At 71.4% G+C, this 16,299-nt stretch carries 15 protein-coding genes; 9 read left to right on the top strand and 6 right to left on the bottom strand.

The window, feature by feature from the left end:
- The first annotated feature begins 12 nt into the window (after positions 1-12).
- The gene (gene fbaA / locus ACP7BP_RS15140; protein ID WP_426246223.1) at positions 13-1,065 is read left to right on the top strand and encodes a class II fructose-bisphosphate aldolase; all 1,053 of its coding nucleotides are present in this window, start codon (positions 13-15) and stop codon (positions 1,063-1,065) included.
- 6 nt (positions 1,066-1,071) lie between these two features.
- On the opposite strand, the gene ACP7BP_RS15145 is transcribed toward fbaA, so the two are convergent.
- The gene (locus ACP7BP_RS15145) at positions 1,072-1,620 is read right to left on the bottom strand and encodes a hypothetical protein (protein ID WP_426245726.1); all 549 of its coding nucleotides are present in this window, start codon (positions 1,618-1,620) and stop codon (positions 1,072-1,074) included.
- Positions 1,621-1,707: 87 nt separating this feature from the next.
- Positions 1,708-3,198: an MFS transporter gene (locus tag ACP7BP_RS15150; protein WP_426245728.1), complete on the bottom strand. Its 1,491-nt coding sequence runs from the start codon at positions 3,196-3,198 to the stop codon at positions 1,708-1,710.
- 56 nt (positions 3,199-3,254) lie between these two features.
- Here ACP7BP_RS15150 and ACP7BP_RS15155 point away from each other — a divergent pair, with 56 nt between their 5' ends.
- On the top strand, positions 3,255-3,668 hold the full coding sequence (locus ACP7BP_RS15155; RefSeq protein WP_426245729.1) for a DUF3151 domain-containing protein: 414 nt from the start codon (positions 3,255-3,257) through the stop codon (positions 3,666-3,668).
- Here the strand turns inward: ACP7BP_RS15155 and lysS are convergent.
- The gene (gene lysS, locus ACP7BP_RS15160) at positions 3,665-5,380 is read right to left on the bottom strand and encodes a lysine--tRNA ligase (protein ID WP_426245730.1); all 1,716 of its coding nucleotides are present in this window, start codon (positions 5,378-5,380) and stop codon (positions 3,665-3,667) included. The genes ACP7BP_RS15155 and lysS overlap by 4 nt on opposite strands.
- 308 nt (positions 5,381-5,688) lie before the next feature.
- Here lysS and ACP7BP_RS15165 point away from each other — a divergent pair, with 308 nt between their 5' ends.
- Entirely contained in the window at positions 5,689-6,666 is a 978-nt protein-coding gene (locus tag ACP7BP_RS15165) for a DNA-binding response regulator (RefSeq protein WP_426245731.1), read from the top strand.
- A gap of 6 nt (positions 6,667-6,672) precedes the next feature.
- Here ACP7BP_RS15165 and ACP7BP_RS15170 read toward each other — a convergent pair whose 3' ends face one another.
- Positions 6,673-7,620 (bottom strand): diacylglycerol/lipid kinase family protein, encoded by a 948-nt coding sequence (locus ACP7BP_RS15170; protein WP_426245733.1) that lies wholly within the window; start codon positions 7,618-7,620, stop codon positions 6,673-6,675.
- Positions 7,621-7,749: 129 nt separating this feature from the next.
- Between ACP7BP_RS15170 and ACP7BP_RS15175 the strand changes: the two genes are divergently transcribed.
- From ACP7BP_RS15175 to purB, 3 genes are read left to right on the top strand one after another with little or no spacing between them, the layout of a single operon-like run.
- A complete protein-coding gene (locus ACP7BP_RS15175; RefSeq protein ID WP_426245735.1) occupies positions 7,750-9,036 on the top strand; it encodes an adenylosuccinate synthase in 1,287 nt (428 codons plus the stop codon).
- A 13-nt stretch (positions 9,037-9,049) separates the two neighbouring features.
- Entirely contained in the window at positions 9,050-10,327 is a 1,278-nt protein-coding gene (gene purD, locus ACP7BP_RS15180) for a phosphoribosylamine--glycine ligase (RefSeq protein ID WP_426245737.1), read from the top strand.
- Entirely contained in the window at positions 10,324-11,757 is a 1,434-nt protein-coding gene (gene purB / locus ACP7BP_RS15185) for an adenylosuccinate lyase (protein ID WP_426245739.1), read from the top strand. Before purD ends, purB begins: the two co-directional genes overlap by 4 nt.
- Positions 11,758-11,784: 27 nt before the next feature.
- On the opposite strand, the gene ACP7BP_RS15190 is transcribed toward purB, so the two are convergent.
- Complete coding sequence (locus tag ACP7BP_RS15190; RefSeq protein WP_426245741.1) at positions 11,785-12,147, bottom strand: hypothetical protein; 363 nt, start codon at positions 12,145-12,147, stop codon at positions 11,785-11,787.
- Positions 12,148-12,160: 13 nt separating this feature from the next.
- On the bottom strand, positions 12,161-13,210 hold the full coding sequence (locus tag ACP7BP_RS15195; protein ID WP_426245743.1) for a hypothetical protein: 1,050 nt from the start codon (positions 13,208-13,210) through the stop codon (positions 12,161-12,163).
- Positions 13,211-13,361: 151 nt separating this feature from the next.
- Here ACP7BP_RS15195 and ACP7BP_RS15200 point away from each other — a divergent pair, with 151 nt between their 5' ends.
- From ACP7BP_RS15200 to ACP7BP_RS15210, 3 genes are read left to right on the top strand one after another with little or no spacing between them, the layout of a single operon-like run.
- Positions 13,362-14,258, top strand: coding sequence for a phosphoribosylaminoimidazolesuccinocarboxamide synthase (locus tag ACP7BP_RS15200; RefSeq protein ID WP_426245745.1), 897 nt, complete (start codon positions 13,362-13,364; stop codon positions 14,256-14,258).
- Between the two features lie 29 nt (positions 14,259-14,287).
- Positions 14,288-14,701, top strand: a complete 414-nt coding sequence (locus ACP7BP_RS15205; RefSeq protein ID WP_426246224.1) for an SRPBCC family protein — start codon at positions 14,288-14,290, stop codon at positions 14,699-14,701.
- 32 nt (positions 14,702-14,733) lie between these two features.
- Positions 14,734-16,299: a long-chain-fatty-acid--CoA ligase gene (locus ACP7BP_RS15210; protein ID WP_426245747.1), complete on the top strand. Its 1,566-nt coding sequence runs from the start codon at positions 14,734-14,736 to the stop codon at positions 16,297-16,299.

Below are 16,299 nucleotides of genomic sequence, written 5' to 3' on the forward strand. Positions count from 1 at the left end.
CTGTTCCGCCACATCTTCGAGGAGCTCCCGATGCCCATCGCCACCCCCGAGCGCTACGCCGAGATGCTCGATGCGGCCAAGGCCAGGTCGTTCGCCTACCCGGCCATCAACGTGTCGTCGTCGCAGACGCTCAACGCCGCGCTGCAGGGGTTCGCCGACGCCGGCTCCGACGGCATCATCCAGATCTCGACCGGCGGCGCGGAGTACCTCTCCGGGCCCAGCGTGAAGAACATGGTCACCGGCTCCGTGGCCTTCGCGGCGTACGCCGCCGAGGTGGCCAAGAGCTACCCCGTCAACATCGGCCTGCACACCGATCACTGCCCTCAGGACAAGCTGGACGGCTTCGTGCGGCCGCTGATCGACATCTCGGTCGAGAGGGTCGCGCGCGGCGAGGCGCCGCTGTTCCAGTCGCACATGTGGGACGGCTCGGCCGTCCCGCTCGACGAGAACCTCGAGATCGCCCGGGAGCTGCTCGCCAAGTGCGCGGCCGCGCACATCATCTTGGAGGTCGAGATCGGTGTCGTCGGCGGCGAGGAGGACGGCGTCGACAACGCGATCAACGACCAGCTCTACACCACGCCCGAGGACGCGCTGGCCACGGTCGAGGCGCTCGGCACCGGCGAGCATGGCCGCTACATGGCGGCGCTCACCTTCGGCAACGTGCACGGCGTCTACAAGCCCGGCAACGTCCAGCTCCGGCCGGAGATCCTCAAGGCGGCGCAGGAGGCCGTGGTCGAGAAGCTCGGGCTCGAGGCCGGCGCGAAGCCGTTCGACCTGGTCTTCCACGGTGGCTCCGGCTCGACGGCCGAGGAGATCGCCGCGGCCGTCGACTACGGCGTGGTCAAGATGAACGTCGACACCGACACGCAGTACGCCTTCACGCGCCCCGTCGCCGCGCACATGTTCAGCAACTACGACGGCGTGCTCAAGGTCGACGGCGAGGTCGGCAGCAAGAAGGCCTACGACCCGCGTGCGTGGGGCAAGGCCGCCGAGGCCGGCATGGCGGCCCGGATCGTCGAGGCCTGTGAGAACCTCCGCTCCGCCGGCACCACGTTGGGCGCCTGAGGCCGGCTAGGGCAGCAGCCTCTGGACGATTCCCCGGTTGGCCTCGGCGGCGCGCTGCTGCTCGCCTGCGAAGGCGCTCACCACGACCAGTGCTCCGGTGATGGCAGGCACCGCCCACTGCATGGCCCGAAGCTGACGCTGTGCGTTCGCGACGGCGGGCGGCGTGCCGGCGTCGGGCTGCGTGCCCGACTCCGCCGGCATCCGCGTCTCCTCGGAGACCCTGCGCCCCAGCACCCGGGAGTATGCCGTGACACCCAGGGCGGCCGCGGTCAGCGCGGTCTTTGCCACGGCCATCGAGCCGACGCCCTGCTGGGCGGTGATCCGGCCTTTGTTGCCGGCGAGCTGGCCGACGGCGCCGACGAGGTGGGCGCCGATCGCAGCGGCGTTGACGGGCGTCCAGCGGTCCCAACCGACGTTGGCGACCGCGCCTCGATCGGTCGACGAGCCACCTTGTCCCGCCGCGGGGTTGAGGGCGACGGCATTGGCCAGCGTCCCGCCGAACCAGGCGGCGAGACCGACGTCGTGCAGGGAACGGGAGAGCGTGTTGCGAGCCATGATGGTCCTTCCAGAGCGGGTAGATCCTCGCGGTACCCCGTGCTCCGCGTCCCAATCGCCTCGTCGCCTCAGAAGAGAGCCGCGTCGCTAGCGGCCGGCCTTCGTCAGCGGAGCGAAGTGGCGGGGCCGCTCGAAGAGCACCACGGCCACCAGGCCGAGCGCGAGCACCATCGGCACGAGCAGCAACGACTGCGCCATCGCGTCGCTGAACGACGTCGCCACGGCCGCCGGCAGCTTGGCGACGGCAGCGGGCTCACCCTGGGTCGCGCCGAGGCCGTTCGCGGCGAGCCGCGAGTCGATGAGTACGGCGATCGCCGCCGAGCCGAGGACCGAGCCGACCTGCCGGTTGGCGTTGTAGACGCCGGCGCCGGCACCCGCCAGCCGGAGCGACAGGTTGCGGTTGGCGGTGGTGCTCAACGGCGCCCACAGGAAGGAGCTGCCGACACCGACCGCAGCCAGTGCGAGCACCAGCTGCCACAGCGCGGTGTCCGGCGCCATCCACCACGACAGCAGCAGCAGGCCGGCGATGAGGAAGCCGAACCCGAGCACGGTCAGGATGCGGGGGTGCACCCGGTCGCTGAGCTTGCCGACCCACGACGCCAGGACGAGCGACACGACGGCCATCGGCACCAGCAGCAGCCCGGCCTGCGTGGGGGAGTAGCCGCGCACGACCTGGGCCCACAGCATCAGGGGGAAGCCCATCGCCGTGAAGGCGAAGCCGACCGTGGCGATGCCGAGGTTGGCGATCGAGAAGTTGCGGTCGGCGAAGAGACCCAGCGGCATCAACGGCTCGTGCGGGTTGCGGGACTGCCACCAGACGAAGCCGACCAGCACCACCAGGCCGACGACGATCAGCCGCCACACGGTGATCGGGCCGATGATGACCGACCAGTCGTACTGGTGACCCTCCTGGACGCCGAACACCAGCAGCAGCATCCCGGCGCCGCTGAGCGCCACTCCGAGCCAGTCGAACCGGTGGTGGTGGGTCTCCAGGCGGGGCACGAGCCGCATCGCCAGCACGAGCGCCACCAGGCCGATGGGCACGTTGACGAAGAAGATCCACTCCCAGCCGAGCGAGTCGACAAGCACCCCTCCCAGCACCGGGCCGATCAGCGTCGCCACGCCCGCCGTGGCACCCCACAGCGACATCGCGCGACCGCGGTGGGCGCTGGGGAAGATCCGGGTGATGATCGCCATCGTCTGCGGCGTCATCAGCGAGGCACCCAAGCCCTGGAACACGCGCGCCAGGATGAGGCCGTCGATCGAGGTGGTCAGCCCGCACCACAGCGAAGCCGCCGTGAACAGCACGAGCCCGAGGACGTAGAGCCGCCGCGGACCGAACCGGTCGCCGAGCCGCCCCGTGATCAGCACCGGGACGGCGTAGGCCAGGAGGTAGGCGCTGGTCACCCACACGACGGTGTTCACCGGGGCGTCGAAGTCGTCGATGATCGCCGGCGTCGCCACCGAGACGATCGTGGTGTCGACCAGGATCATGAAGAAGCCCAGGCACAGCGCGAACAACGCGGGCCACGGGCTCTGGGCCGTCTCGGACCGGGGGTGAGTGGGAGCTTCGGCCATGGCATCACTCAACCACGCGGCGCCGACGGCCCTTCACCGACCACTACTGTGGCGGCATGAACCACCTGGACCTGATGGCCGGCCCGCCCCCCACCCACCTGCCGGTCGACCCGGCCGATGCCGAGCTCGCCGGCGGCGAGGCTCCCTTCGACGTCGTACGCCGCCGCCCCGCGTCGCCCGCCGCCTGGGCCGCGCTGGCCGGGCAGGCGCGGGAGCAGGGCGCCGACGACGTCACCGTCTACGCCTACGCGCGGGTGGGCTACCACCGATCGCTCGACATGCTCCGCCGCAACGGGTGGAAGGGGCACGGCCCGGTGCCGTGGGAGCACGAGCCCAACCGCGGCTTCCTGCGCGCGCTCGCCCTGCTGGCCCTCTCGGCGCGCGCCATCGGCGAGACCGACGAGTGGGAGCGGTGCTCGGAGTTCCTGCGCGACTCCAGCCCCGCGGCGCACGCCGAGCTGCTCGGCTAGCTCCCGGCTCCCAGCAGGTCTCGCACGCGGTCCATGCCGAGGGCGACGACCAGCGTCGGCAGCCGGGGTCCGCGGTCCTTGGCGACGAGCAGGTTGTAGAGCAGCCGGAAGAAGTCCTTCTGGTCGGCCTTGACCTGGTCGGTGGGCGCGTCGTCGAAGCCCAGCCCCCGCGCGACCTTGGGAGTGCCGTAGACCACCGACGTGACCTCGTCGAGGTCCATCGAGGCGGGTAGCCGGTCGAGGAAGATCCGCAGCCACAGCTCCTCGTCCTCCGACAGCGCGGCGAGCCGATCGGTGTCGGGCGACTCCCGCACGATCGTGCGGTCGGCGTCGGGCACGAACTCCGCGGTCCACTGCATCGCCTTCGCTAGCCGCGGCTGGAGGTCGTCGACCGAGTCGTGCGCGTGACCGACGTGGGAGATCACCGAGCTGATGAGGTCGGCGGAGCCGGCGGTGACGTCGGCGACCGACGACAGCGTGCGGAACGGTACGACGACCCGCGGGGACGGCAGCGCGCCGGCCGTGGCCGTCGAGGAGGCGCGCTCCCACGCCAGCACGGCGGCGTCGCGCTTCTCCGGGTCGGCGGCCTTGCGACCGAGCGCGTCCCACTCGTCGTACAGGCGCACGACCTCGGGGCCGAAGTCGATCGTGAACGCCTGCTTGGGCTGCCGACGCACGTAGAGCCAGCGCAGGATCGGCGCCTCGAGCACGCGCAGCGCGTCGGCGGCGGTGGGCACCCCTCCCGACGACGACGACATCTTCTGCACTCCGGCGAACCCGACGAACGCGTAGGTCACCCGTGAGGGGGCGCGCCAGTCGAAGATCGTGCCGACCAGCTCCTGGCCGACGGTGTAGGAGGATCCGGGCGTCATGTGGTCGAGCCCGGCCGGCTCGAAGTCGACCTTCTCGTAGGCCCACCGCATCGGCCAGTCGACCTTCCAGACCAGCTTGCCGCCGTCCTCGGTGGTGAGGTTGGTGCGGCCCGCGTGGCCGTCCACGTCGCAGGTGTAGGTCAGCTCGGTCGTCTCGTGGTCGTACGACGTCACGGTGGTGGTGTCGCGCCCGCACTCGGCGCACCACGGCTTGAACGGGAAGCGGGCGAGGTCGCCCGACCCCGTCGCCTCGTCGTCGGCGGCGATCGAGTCGGCGAGCGCGGCCGCCTCCTCGGCGGACTCGGCGGCGGCGGCCACAGCGGCCGCCGGCGCCTTGGTGCGGTGCTTCGCCAGCACCTGCTCGATCTCGTCGCGACGTCGCACGGCGAGAAGGATCTGCTCGCGATAGGCGCCGGAGGAGTACATCTGCGTCTGGCTGATCTCGTCCATCTCGACGCCCAGCTCGACCAGGGCCGCGCGCAGCGGCGCCTTGAAGTGCTCGGCCCAGGACTCGTGGCAGCCCCACGGGTCGGGGACCGACGACAGCGGCCGGCCGATGTGCTCGCTCCACGAGGAGTCGACGCCCGCCGGCACCTTGCGGAAGCGGTCGTAGTCGTCCCAGCTGTGCAGGTGGCGTACGGCGACGCCACGGCGGCGCAGCTCCTCCGCGACGAAGTGCGGGGTCAGGAACTCGCGCAGGTTGCCCAGGTGGATGGGACCGGAGGGGGAGGCGCCCGACGCGACCGTCACCAGGGCACCCTCGCCGGCGTGCCGGACGGCGTCGTCGGCCGCTCGGGTCACCCAGTCGACGGGCTCGGACTGGCTCTTGCCTCGTGCCATCGGCGGTGGTTCCCTCCCTGATCAGGTGCGCTGGTCGCATGCGCTGGTCGGGCGGCCACGCTACAGGTGCCGGTGCGGTCGACCGAGCGCGGAGGGACACCGCAGAAGGAGGACCGTCAGAAGGCCCGAGATGACCCTGAAATGACAAGGACGCCGGAATCGATCCCCTGCGACGATTCCGGCGGCCCCGCGATGGTGGTCGACGCCCTGGGTCCCCCGACCCCGGCATCGGCACATCGGTGCCGAGTTTGACAGCCGAATTCCCTCTTGCCGTGGCTCCAAGTGGCCAGTGGCACTAACCTGCCACCATGCCCATGCGTCCCGTAGCGGCCGCCCTCGGGCTCCCGCCCGAGGTCGACCGGCTGTACCGGCAGGTGTACGCCGGCAGCGGCACGCGCGTCGACGAGGTCGCCCAGAGCCTGCTCCGCACCCGCGAGCAGCTGCTGGCCGAGCTCGGCCCGATGATCTCCTCGGGCGTGGTGCGCCTCGAGGACGACGTGCTGCACGTCGCGTCACCGGCCGAGTCCCTCGGCCTGATGCTGGCGGCGGAGAGCCGGAAGGCCGACGAGGTCGCCCAGCGGCTCGCGGGGCTCTCGCGAGCGCTGCCCTTCCTCGGGGAGGGCGACAGCCGGGTCGAGGACGTCCACGCGCTGGCGATCGACGGGGAGCGCCTCTCCAGCGACCGCAGCGTGCCCCAGACGCTGGTCTCGTGGATCGAGGAGACGTCGGGGGAGGTGCTCTTCCTGCGACCCGACCAGTGGCGGATGCCCAGCGAGTCCATGATGTTCCAGGCCACGATGACCGCGGTGCGGGCGGGGCGCGTCGTCCGCGCCATCTACCCGGCCCGGGCCCTCCAGGAGGCGCCCGACGTGCTGGTCAGCCGGGCGCGCAGCGGTGAGCAGATCCGGGTGGTGCCGGAGGTGCACACCAGGCTCGCCATCGTGGGCACCAACCGGGCGATGCTCCCCGACCCGCCCGGCGTGGCCAACGCGCACCGGCTGGTCATCCGGCAGCGCGGGCTGATCGAGATGCTGGTGGCCTACTTCGACGCCCTGTGGGACACCGCCGCCGCCGTACCCCACCTCGACTCCGGTGATGCCCGCCCCGATCTCCGCCGGCTGCTGCTCACCCAGCTCGCCGCGGGGGCGAAGGACGAGCAGATCTCCCGCACCCTCGGGATGAGCCTGCGCACCGTGCGCCGGCGGATCCACACCCTGATGAGCGACCTGGGCGTCGACACCAGGTTCGCGGCGGGCGTCGAGGCCGTACGCCGCGGCTGGATCTGACCGGCCCTACGGCTGGTCCGCCGGGTCGACGGCGTCGCCGGGGGCGGGCAGCACCATGGAGTAGGCGCCCCGCTCGACCCGCCACGACCGGGACCGCTCGGGCCCGTAGATCTCGCCGTCCGCGGAGACGAAGAACGGCTCGCCGGCCACCGTGACGGTCGTGCCGCGCAGGGCGCGCACGTCCTCGCGCTCCTGGTGCCTGCCGCGGCGCAGGTCCAGCACGTAGCCGAACTTGGCCAGCGGTCCCACGGCGCGCGACACGACCACCTCGACCGCGCCGGTCTCGGGGTCGGCGTTCGGTGTGACCTCCGTGCCGCCGCCGACGAAGGCGCCGTTGCCCACGGCGACCATCAGCACCGGTTGGTCCAGGTCGTTGACCACGACCCCGTCGACCTCAACCCGCAGCCGCACCCGCGGCGGCAGGAAGGCGGCCAGGGCCGCTCCGATCGGGTAGCCGAGCTTGCCGAGGTTGACCCTCCCGACCCCGATGGCGCCGAGCCGCTTCTTCCACCGGTGACCACGGCGGCTCGCCTGCGCGCTCGCGCCGACGTGCACGTTGTTGACGACGACCTCGCCGGTCTCGTCGACGATCAGGTCGACCGCCCGCACCTGGCCCTTCAGCACCAGCCGGGCGGCGCCCGCCGGGTCGATCGGGATCCCCGTGGTCCGGGCGAAGTCGTTGCCGGTGCCGAGCGGGAGCAGGGCCAGGACCCGGCCGGTCAGCTCGTTGCGCCGGTGCAGCGCCGAGACCACGGCGTGCAGGCTGCCGTCGCCGCCGGCCACCACGATCCGCCGCGACCCGGCCCGGTGCAGCACGCCGTCCAGCTCGCCCGGGTTGGAGGTGGCCGCGACCTCGACGGAGGCGCCGTCGCGGAGGATCGCGAGGGACTCGTCCAGGGCTGCCTGGTCCGCCGTGCCGGCGCCGCTGTTGGTGATCACGAGGAGGGGGTCCACCGGCGGGACACTACCCGGCGGCCCGGGAGGCCCTTTGGTAGCGTTGTGCCGCAAGAGCCCCGGTGCCCAAGCAGTACTTGCGCCCGGGGTTGTCTCTTTCCCGAAGCCGTACCGATGAAGGGGGCTGCGATGCCCGCGATCATTGTTCTGGGCGCCCAATGGGGCGACGAGGGCAAGGGCAAGGCGACCGACCTGCTCACCACGACCGAGACGATCGACTACTGCGTGCGCACCAGCGGTGGTCACAACGCCGGTCACACCATCGTGGTCGACGGTGAGAAGTTCGCCACCCACCTGCTGCCGAGCAGCATCCTCACCGGGGGCACCATCTCGGTGATCGCGAACGGCGTGGTGGTCTCCCCGGAGGCGCTGTTCCGCGAGATCGACCTGCTCGAGGCCCGGGGCGTCCCGGCCGGAGAGCGCCTGGTGGTCTCGGCCAACGCGCACGTCATCGCGTCGTACCACTCGACGATGGACAAGGTCACCGAGCGCTTCCTGGGCAAGAACAAGATCGGCACCACCGGGCGCGGCATCGGGCCCGCCTACGCCGACAAGATCAACCGCCTGGGCATCCGGGTCGCCGACCTGTTCGACGAGAAGATCCTGCTCGCCAAGGTCGAGGCGGCGCTCGACGTCCGCAACCACCTGCTCGCGAAGGTCTACAACCGCCGGGCCGTCGAGGCGGAGTCGGTGGTCGAGGAGCTGCTGTCGTACGCCGACCGGCTGAGGCCGATGGTCACCGACACCTCCCTGCTGCTCAACACGGCGCTCGACGCTGAGAAGACGGTGCTCTTCGAGGGCGCCCAGGCGACCATGCTCGACGTCGACCACGGCACCTACCCGTTCGTGACGTCGTCCAACGCCGTCGCGGGCGGGGTGTGCACGGGCGCCGGTGTCGGCCCCACGCGCATCGACCGGGTCATCGGCGTCATCAAGGCCTACACGACCCGGGTGGGCGCGGGGCCGTTCCCCACCGAGCTCTTCGACGAGGACGGCGAGAAGCTGTGGAAGGTCGGCGGGGAGGTCGGCGTCTCCACCGGCCGCGACCGGCGCTGCGGCTGGTACGACACCGTCATCGCCCGGTACGCCACGCGCGTCAACGGCCTCACCGACCTGTTCCTCACCAAGCTCGACGTGCTGTCGAGCTGGGAGAAGGTGCCGGTGTGCGTCGCCTACGAGATCGACGGCGTGCGCCACGACGAGATGCCCATGACCCAGACGGAGTTCCACCACGCGAAGCCCGTCTACGAGCTCCTCGACGGGTGGTGGGAGGACATCTCCGGCTGCCGAACCTTCGCCGACCTGCCGAAGAACGCGCAGGCCTACGTGCTGGCCCTCGAAGAGATGTCGGGCACCCGCATCTGGGGCGTCGGCGTCGGCCCCGGGCGCGAGCAGACCCTCGTCGTGCACGACTGATCGGGAGCGATCCGTGAAGACCCTCGTCATCGGCACCGGCGGCCGCGAGCACGCGCTGGCCCTGGCGCTCTCCCGCGACCCCGGCATCACCGAGGTGCACGCAGCCCCGGGCAACCCGGGCATCGCGGCAGTGGCGACGCTCCACGACGTCGACCCGATGGACGGCGCCGCGGTCGCCGACCTGGGGGCGCGGCTGGGCGTCGACCTGGTCGTGGTCGGCCCGGAGGCACCGCTCGTGGCGGGTGTCGCCGACGCGGTCACCGAGCGAGGCATCGCCTGCTTCGGGCCGTCCCGGGCGGCAGCGCGGCTCGAGGGCTCGAAGGCCTTCTCCAAGGAGGTGATGGCCGCCGCCGGAGTGCCGACCGCGGCCTCCCGCGTGTGCAGCACGGCCGCGGAGGTCGAGCAGGCGCTCGACGCCTTCGGCCCGCCGTACGTCGTCAAGGACGACGCCCTCGCGGCCGGCAAGGGCGTGGTCGTCACCACCGACCGCGCCGAGGCCCTCGAGCACGCGGCCTCGTGCGACCGCGTCGTGGTCGAGGAGTTCCTCGACGGCCCCGAGGTCTCGATCTTCGCGGTCTGTGACGGCACGACCGCGCGGGCGCTCCCACCCGCCCAGGACTTCAAGCGCATCTTCGACGGCGGCCGCGGCGCCAACACCGGCGGCATGGGCGCCTACTCCCCGCTCCCGTGGACGCCGGCCGACCTCGCCGAGCGGGTGCTCGCCACCGTCGTCCAGCCGACGCTCGACGAGATGGTCCGACGCGGCACCCCCTTCGTCGGCGTGTTGTACGTCGGCCTGGCGCTGACCGCGGCCGGGCCGCGCGTGATCGAGTTCAACTGCCGCTTCGGCGACCCCGACAGCCAGCCGGTGCTGGCGCTGCTCACCTCCCCGCTCGGCGAGCTGCTCAGGGCCGCCGCCGACGGCGACCTGGGCGTCGTACCCGCCCCAACCTTCGCCGACGGGGCGGCGGTGACCGTCGTGATGGCGAGCGCCGGCTATCCCGAGTCGTCCTCGAAGGGCGACGTCATCGTCGGCACCGAGACGCTGGCGAAGGAGCGCGACGTCGAGGTGATCCACGCGGGTACATCGCGCACCGACGCCGGGCTCGTCACCGCCGGCGGCCGGGTGCTCGCCGTGTGCGCGACCGGCGCCGACGTGGCCGACGCACGTGCGAAGGCCTACGAGGGCGTCGCCACCATCTCGTTCCCCGGCGCCCAGTGGCGCCGCGACATCGCCGCCGTTCCACTGGGTGTCGTCGAGGGCGCCTCCCTGACCGAGGAGACCACATGACAACCACCCCGACGGCTGTGCCGAACGTCCTGGCCACCCGCTACGCCGGCGCCGACCTCGCCGCGATCTGGTCGCCGGAGCACAAGATCGTGCTCGAGCGGCAGCTCTGGATCGCCGTGCTCAAGGCCCAGCGCGACCTCGGCATCGACGTGCCCGCGGGGGTTGTCGAGGCCTACGAGCAGGTCGTCGACAAGGTCGACCTCGCCTCGATCGCGGCTCGCGAGCGCGTCACCCGTCACGACGTGAAGGCGCGCATCGAGGAGTTCTCCGCCCTCGCCGGGCACGAGCACATCCACAAGGGCATGACCTCGCGCGACCTCACCGAGAACGTCGAGCAACTGCAGATCCTGAGCTCCCTGAGCCTGGTGCGAGACCGGGCCGTCGCCGCGCTCACGCGCCTCGCCCGGCTGGCCGCCGAGCACGAGTCGACCGTGATGGCCGGCCGCTCCCACAACGTCGCCGCGCAGGCCACCACGCTGGGCAAGCGCTTCGCGACCATCGCCGACGAGATGCTCGTCGGCCTCCAGCGCGTCGAGGAGCTCATCGCCCGCTACCCGCTGCGCGGCATCAAGGGCCCGGTCGGCACCTCCCAGGACATGCTCGACCTCCTCGACGGCGACGCCGCCAAGCTGGCCGACCTGGAGTCGCGGGTCGCCGCCCACCTCGGCTTCGACCACGTCTTCACCAGCGTCGGCCAGGTCTACCCGCGGTCGCTCGACTTCGACGTCGTCTCCGCGCTGGTCCAGCTGGTGGCGGGGCCCTCCAACCTCGCCACCACGATCCGGCTGATGGCCGGGCTCGAGCTCGTCACCGAGGGCTTCAAGGAGGGCCAGGTCGGCTCGTCGGCGATGCCGCACAAGATGAACACCCGCTCGTGCGAGCGCGTCAACGGCCTCGCGGTCATCCTCCGCGGCCACCTCTCCATGGTCGGCGAGCTCGCCGGCGACCAGTGGAACGAGGGTGACGTCTCCTGCTCCGTCGTACGCCGCGTGGCGCTGCCTGACGCGTTCTTCGCCGCCGACGGGCTCTTCCAGACCTTCCTCACCGTGCTCGACGAGTTCGGCGCCTTCCCGGCGGTGATCCAGCGCGAGCTCGACCGCTACCTGCCGTTCCTGGCGACCACGAAGGTGCTGATGGCGGCGGTGCGCAACGGCGTGGGCCGCGAGGTCGCGCACCGGGCGATCAAGGAGGCTGCGGTCGGCGTGGCCCTCGCGATGCGCCAGGGCCAGGCCGACAACGACGTCTTCGAGCGACTGGCCGCCGACGAGCGGCTGGCCCTGAGCGCCGACCAGCTGGCCGTGCTGGTCGCCGACCCGATCACGTTCACCGGGGCTGCGGTCGACCAGGTGCAGACCGTCGTACGCCGGGTCGAGGAGGTCGCGCGTCGACACCCCGAGGCGGCGGCGTACTCGCCCGGCGCGATCATCTGACCCGACCGTGCGGCGCGCCGGCGCGGGTCAGAGGTAGTTGCCCTTCTCCTCCTCCTCGTCGAGGAGGTCCTCCCAGGCCTCGGCGATCTCGAGCCCGTGCGCTGCGATGAGCTGGGAGAGGTTCTCGTGGAGCAGCTGGCCGTGCGGGGACTCGCCGGAGAAGACGGCCTCCCAGGTGTCCTCGCCGTCCTTGACCTTCTTGACCAGCGCGGTCATGTCGTCGTCGAGCCGGCCCTTCTCGGCGAGCTCCTCGAGCGCCTTGCGCTCGTCGTCCGACAGCAGCGGCCGCGCCCGCATCTTGTCGAGGTGCGAGCGGAGGTCGGCCTGGGCGACGTTGAACTCGGAGCGCGCCTTGGCCAGCTCGGCCAGGATCTCTTCCTCGCGGGTCATGCGGGAAGGGTACTCAGGCCGTGGCGGTCGCCGAGGGCAGCTCGTCGGGGTTGAAGAAGTCCTTGACCATCTCGATGTAGCTCTTGACGGACTTGAGGATGTTGAAGAACTTCTTCAGCACGTTGAAGGCCTTCATCAGGGCCTGGAACGCCTGGTAGCAGGCTTGGACGACCCGGGCCCAGCCGATCCCGGGGATGCTCATCGTGGCCAGGGCCGAGGACACGGCCTGGACCGCGGACTTGATGGTCTCGACCACGCACATGGCGGTCTCCCAGGCGTCCTTGCAGATCTGGACGACGTTCTGGCCCATCTCGATCATCTTGCCCGCCTGCGAGTCGAGCATGCCGACCCACTGGCCCATGTTGTTGCGGGCGGAGTCGGACGCGGTGCCGCTCCACGTGCCCGAGACGGTGTGCCGGCCGGCCTCGAGGTTCGTGGCGACCGCGCTCACGGACTTGCCGAGCGAGCCCCACGAGGAACCCTGCGTGGAGGCGCCCACGGTGTCGCCGCCGATCTTCTCGGCCAGCTCGGCTCGGATGTCGAATCCGGTGAGCATCGCGATCAGGTCGCACACGATGTCGTAGGGCTGGCCGAAGCTCACCTTGGGCAGCTCGCCCTGGGTGGCCCTCGGACGCGCGAGGGTCGTCTCGACCGCGTCGCCGAAGGCGGTGGACCCGTTGCGGCCGTCGTAGGACTTGCCGCCGTAGGTCTGCGAGACGCCGGCCTCGGTGAGGGTGAAGTCCCTGGCCGTCGCCTTGAGGGCCTCGGCGTGGTCGGCCATCCGGGTGCCGTCCTCCTCGAGGGCGGTGTGCAGCTTCGGCACCAGGGAGTTGTAGGAGCCCATCATCAGCTCGAGGATCGGCCCGAAGTCGGACTGGGTGACGCTCGAGGAGGCGCCCGACTTCACGGCCTTGAGGTCGTCGCTGGCCCTTTGCACCAGCGCGACGTACCCGTCGAGCTCGGACAGGTCGACCTGCATCTCGCGGCTGCCGCTGGCCCCGTGGTCGAGGCGGCCGTGGTGCCGCGTGCCGATGTAGTTCTCGAGAGTGGTGTCGTACTCCATGGCGGCCTCCGGGCTCAGGGCTGGTGAGCGCCTCCTGCCCCTCTCCGGCCGGTCCGAAACCTCCCGAACCAGAAAGTCCTGGCGAGACGCACGGCGTCCAGCGCCGGTCGGTCACGCCGGTCGCCGGCCGCGCCGTGGATAGGGTTTGCGCATGCCCGCCCCGTCGCTCCCCCCGGCCCCGGCCATCGCCGGCACCACCCACCTGCACTCCGGCAAGGTGCGCGATCTCTACGTCGTCGACGAGGGCGAGCACTCCGGGGCGCTGCTGATGGTGGCCTCCGACCGCATCTCCGCCTACGACCACGTCCTGGCCACCGAGATCCCCGACAAGGGCCGCATCCTCACCGCGCTGTCACTGTGGTGGTTCGACCAGCTCTCGCACCTCGTGCCCAACCACCTGCTCTCCACCGACGTGCCCGCCGAGGTCGCCGGCCGCGCGGTGATCTGCGAGAACCTCACCATGTTCCCCGTCGAGTGCGTGGCGCGCGGCTACCTCACCGGCTCCGGGCTCCTCGACTACCGACGCACCGGCGAGGTGTGCGGCATCCCGCTGCCTGCCGGTCTGCAGGACGCCTCGCGGCTGCCCGAGCCGATCTTCACGCCGGCCACCAAGGCGGCCCTCGGCGACCACGACGAGAACGTCGACTACGCAGCCGTGGTCGAGGAGATCGGCGACGACTTCGCGGCGGAGCTGCGCACCCTCACCCTCGCGGTCTACGGCCGCGCGGAGGCGATCGCCCGGGAGCGCGGGATCATCCTGGCCGACACGAAGCTGGAGTTCGGCCGCCGGGCCGACGGCACCATCGTGCTGGGCGACGAGGTCCTCACGCCCGACTCCAGCCGCTTCTGGCCGGCCGACGACTGGCAGCCGGGCCGCGCCCAGGCGTCGTACGACAAGCAGGTGGTGCGCGACTGGCTCACCTCACCTGCCTCCGGCTGGGACCGCAGCGCCGGCGAGCCGCCCCCGCCGCTGCCCGACGAGGTCGTCGAGCTCACCCGCGGCCGGTACGTCGCGGCCTACGAGCTGCTGACGGGGGAGTCGTTCTGAGCGGGACGCGCTTCGGCTGCGTCGTCGACCTGCCGCACCCGCCCGAGCGGGTGTTCCGCTACCTGGCCGACCCGCGCAACCGCCCGGAGTGGCAGTCGACCCTGATGTCGGTGCGACTCGAGGACGCCGACGCCGAGCCCCGGGTCGGCCTCGCCTGGAGCGAGACGACGGTGGTCGGGATGCGGGCCAGGCTCGAGATCACCGAGCTCGTGCCGTTCCGCGTGCTCGCCGAGACGGCCCGGATGGGCGGCATCGTCGGCACGCTGGTGCTGCACTTCACGGCGCGGTCGGGTGGCTGCCGGGTCGAGGCCGAGGGCCGGATGTCGGCGTCCGGGCCGCTGCGGTACGTCGCCGCGGCCGCTGCCCGGATCGCGGGCCGGGTGGCCGCAGCCGACCTCAGGAGGGCCGGTCGGGTGCTGTCCACGAGAGGACCTGGCGACTAGGTTCCGGGGTACCACCGCGTCGAACTGAGGAGATGGCCTTGGACAACCTGTCGATCCTGCTGGAGGACTCGGCCGCGAGGTACGCCGACCGCGAGGCCGTGGTCCTCGGTGACACCAGGCTGACCTACGCCCAGGTCGACGCGGCCGCCAACCAGGTCGCGAACCTGCTGGTCTCGCGCGACGTGCGGCCGGGCGACAAGGTGGCGCTGAGCTGCCCCAACCTGCCCTACTTCCCGATCATCTACTTCGGCATCCTCAAGGCCGGCGCCGTCGTGGTCCCGCTCAACGTCCTGCTCAAGGGCCGGGAGGTCGCCTACCACCTGGCCGACTCCGACGCGAAGGCGTACTTCTGCTTCGAGGGCACCGACGAGCTGCCGATCGGGCGGGCCGGCCACGAGGGCTTCGGCCAGGCCGACGGGTGCGAGCACTTCTTCGTCATCACGGTCGACCCGGCCGCAACGTCGCCGATCGACGGCACCGAGACCCTCGGGCAGGGGATGAGCGGCCAGCCCCCGACGTTCGAGACCGTCGAGGTCGACGCCGACGACACCGCGGTCATCCTCTACACGTCGGGGACGACCGGTCAGCCCAAGGGCGCCGAGCTGCGGCATCGGAACATGCGGGACAACGCGTGGGCCGGCAAGGACCTCTTCGGCGCAGACGCTGACGAGCCCGACACCTACCTGTGCGTCCTGCCGCTCTTCCACTCCTTCGGCCAGACCGTGATCCAGAACGGTGGGTTCGCCTTCGGCGGCACCGTCGTGCTGCTGCCGCGCTTCGACGCGGATGCCGCGCTCAAGACGATGGCCCGGGAGAAGGTGACCTTCTTCGCCGGCGTGCCGACCATGTACTGGGGGCTGCTCGGCGCCCTCGACGACTCCGGGGTGGACGTCAAGGCACTGGCCGGCAACCTCCGGATCGCGGCCGCCGGCGGGTCGGCGCTGCCGGTGGAGGTGCACAAGGACTTCGAGAGGCGGTTCGGGGTGACCATCCTCGAGGGCTACGGCCTCTCCGAGACCTCGCCGGTCGCGAGCTTCTCGCCGAGGGGCGAGGCCGCCCGCGTCGGCTCCGTCGGCCGGCCGATCCTCGGCGTCGAGATGAAGCTGCTCGAGCCGGGCACCTGGGACGAGGTCGAGGACGCTCCGGACGCGGTCGGCGAGATCGCGATCAAGGGCCACAACGTCATGAAGGGCTACTACAACCGCCCCGACGCCACCGACGAGGCGATCCGGGACGGCTGGTTCCGCTCCGGCGACCTTGGCAGGCGCGACGCCGACGGCTGGTACTACATCGTCGACCGGTCGAAGGACATGATCATCCGCAACGGCTTCAACGTGTACCCCCGCGAGGTCGAGGAGGTGCTGATGACCCACCACGACGTCAGCCTGACCGCCGTGATCGGCGTACCCCACGAGAGCCATGGCGAGGAGATCAAGGCGTACGTCCTGCGTACGCCGGGCGCCACGGTCACCGAGGACGAGCTGGTCGAGTGGAGCAAGGAGCAGATGGCGGCGTACAAGTACCCCCGCGAGGTGGTGTTCGTCGACCAGCTGCCGATGACGGCCACCGGCAAGATCCTCAAGCGCGAGCTGGGCTGA

It is taken from the genome of Nocardioides sp. LHG3406-4 (assembly GCF_049897745.1).
Classification (GTDB): domain Bacteria; phylum Actinomycetota; class Actinomycetes; order Propionibacteriales; family Nocardioidaceae; genus Nocardioides.

What these genes read in the sequence shown, in the direction of transcription:
- ACP7BP_RS15145 (WP_426245726.1), bottom strand. Translation starts at nt 1,620, where the DNA reads ATGGCTCGCAACACGCTCTCCCGTTCCCTGCACGACGTCGGTCTCGCC.
- ACP7BP_RS15150 (WP_426245728.1), bottom strand. Translation starts at nt 3,198, where the DNA reads ATGGCCGAAGCTCCCACTCACCCCCGGTCCGAGACGGCCCAGAGCCCG.
- ACP7BP_RS15155 (WP_426245729.1), top strand. Translation starts at nt 3,255, where the DNA reads ATGAACCACCTGGACCTGATGGCCGGCCCGCCCCCCACCCACCTGCCG.
- lysS (WP_426245730.1), bottom strand. Translation starts at nt 5,380, where the DNA reads ATGGCACGAGGCAAGAGCCAGTCCGAGCCCGTCGACTGGGTGACCCGA.
- ACP7BP_RS15165 (WP_426245731.1), top strand. Translation starts at nt 5,689, where the DNA reads ATGCCCATGCGTCCCGTAGCGGCCGCCCTCGGGCTCCCGCCCGAGGTC.
- ACP7BP_RS15175 (WP_426245735.1), top strand. Translation starts at nt 7,750, where the DNA reads ATGCCCGCGATCATTGTTCTGGGCGCCCAATGGGGCGACGAGGGCAAG.
- purB (WP_426245739.1), top strand. Translation starts at nt 10,324, where the DNA reads ATGACAACCACCCCGACGGCTGTGCCGAACGTCCTGGCCACCCGCTAC.
- ACP7BP_RS15190 (WP_426245741.1), bottom strand. Translation starts at nt 12,147, where the DNA reads ATGACCCGCGAGGAAGAGATCCTGGCCGAGCTGGCCAAGGCGCGCTCC.
- ACP7BP_RS15195 (WP_426245743.1), bottom strand. Translation starts at nt 13,210, where the DNA reads ATGGAGTACGACACCACTCTCGAGAACTACATCGGCACGCGGCACCAC.
- ACP7BP_RS15200 (WP_426245745.1), top strand. Translation starts at nt 13,362, where the DNA reads ATGCCCGCCCCGTCGCTCCCCCCGGCCCCGGCCATCGCCGGCACCACC.
- ACP7BP_RS15210 (WP_426245747.1), top strand. Translation starts at nt 14,734, where the DNA reads ATGGCCTTGGACAACCTGTCGATCCTGCTGGAGGACTCGGCCGCGAGG.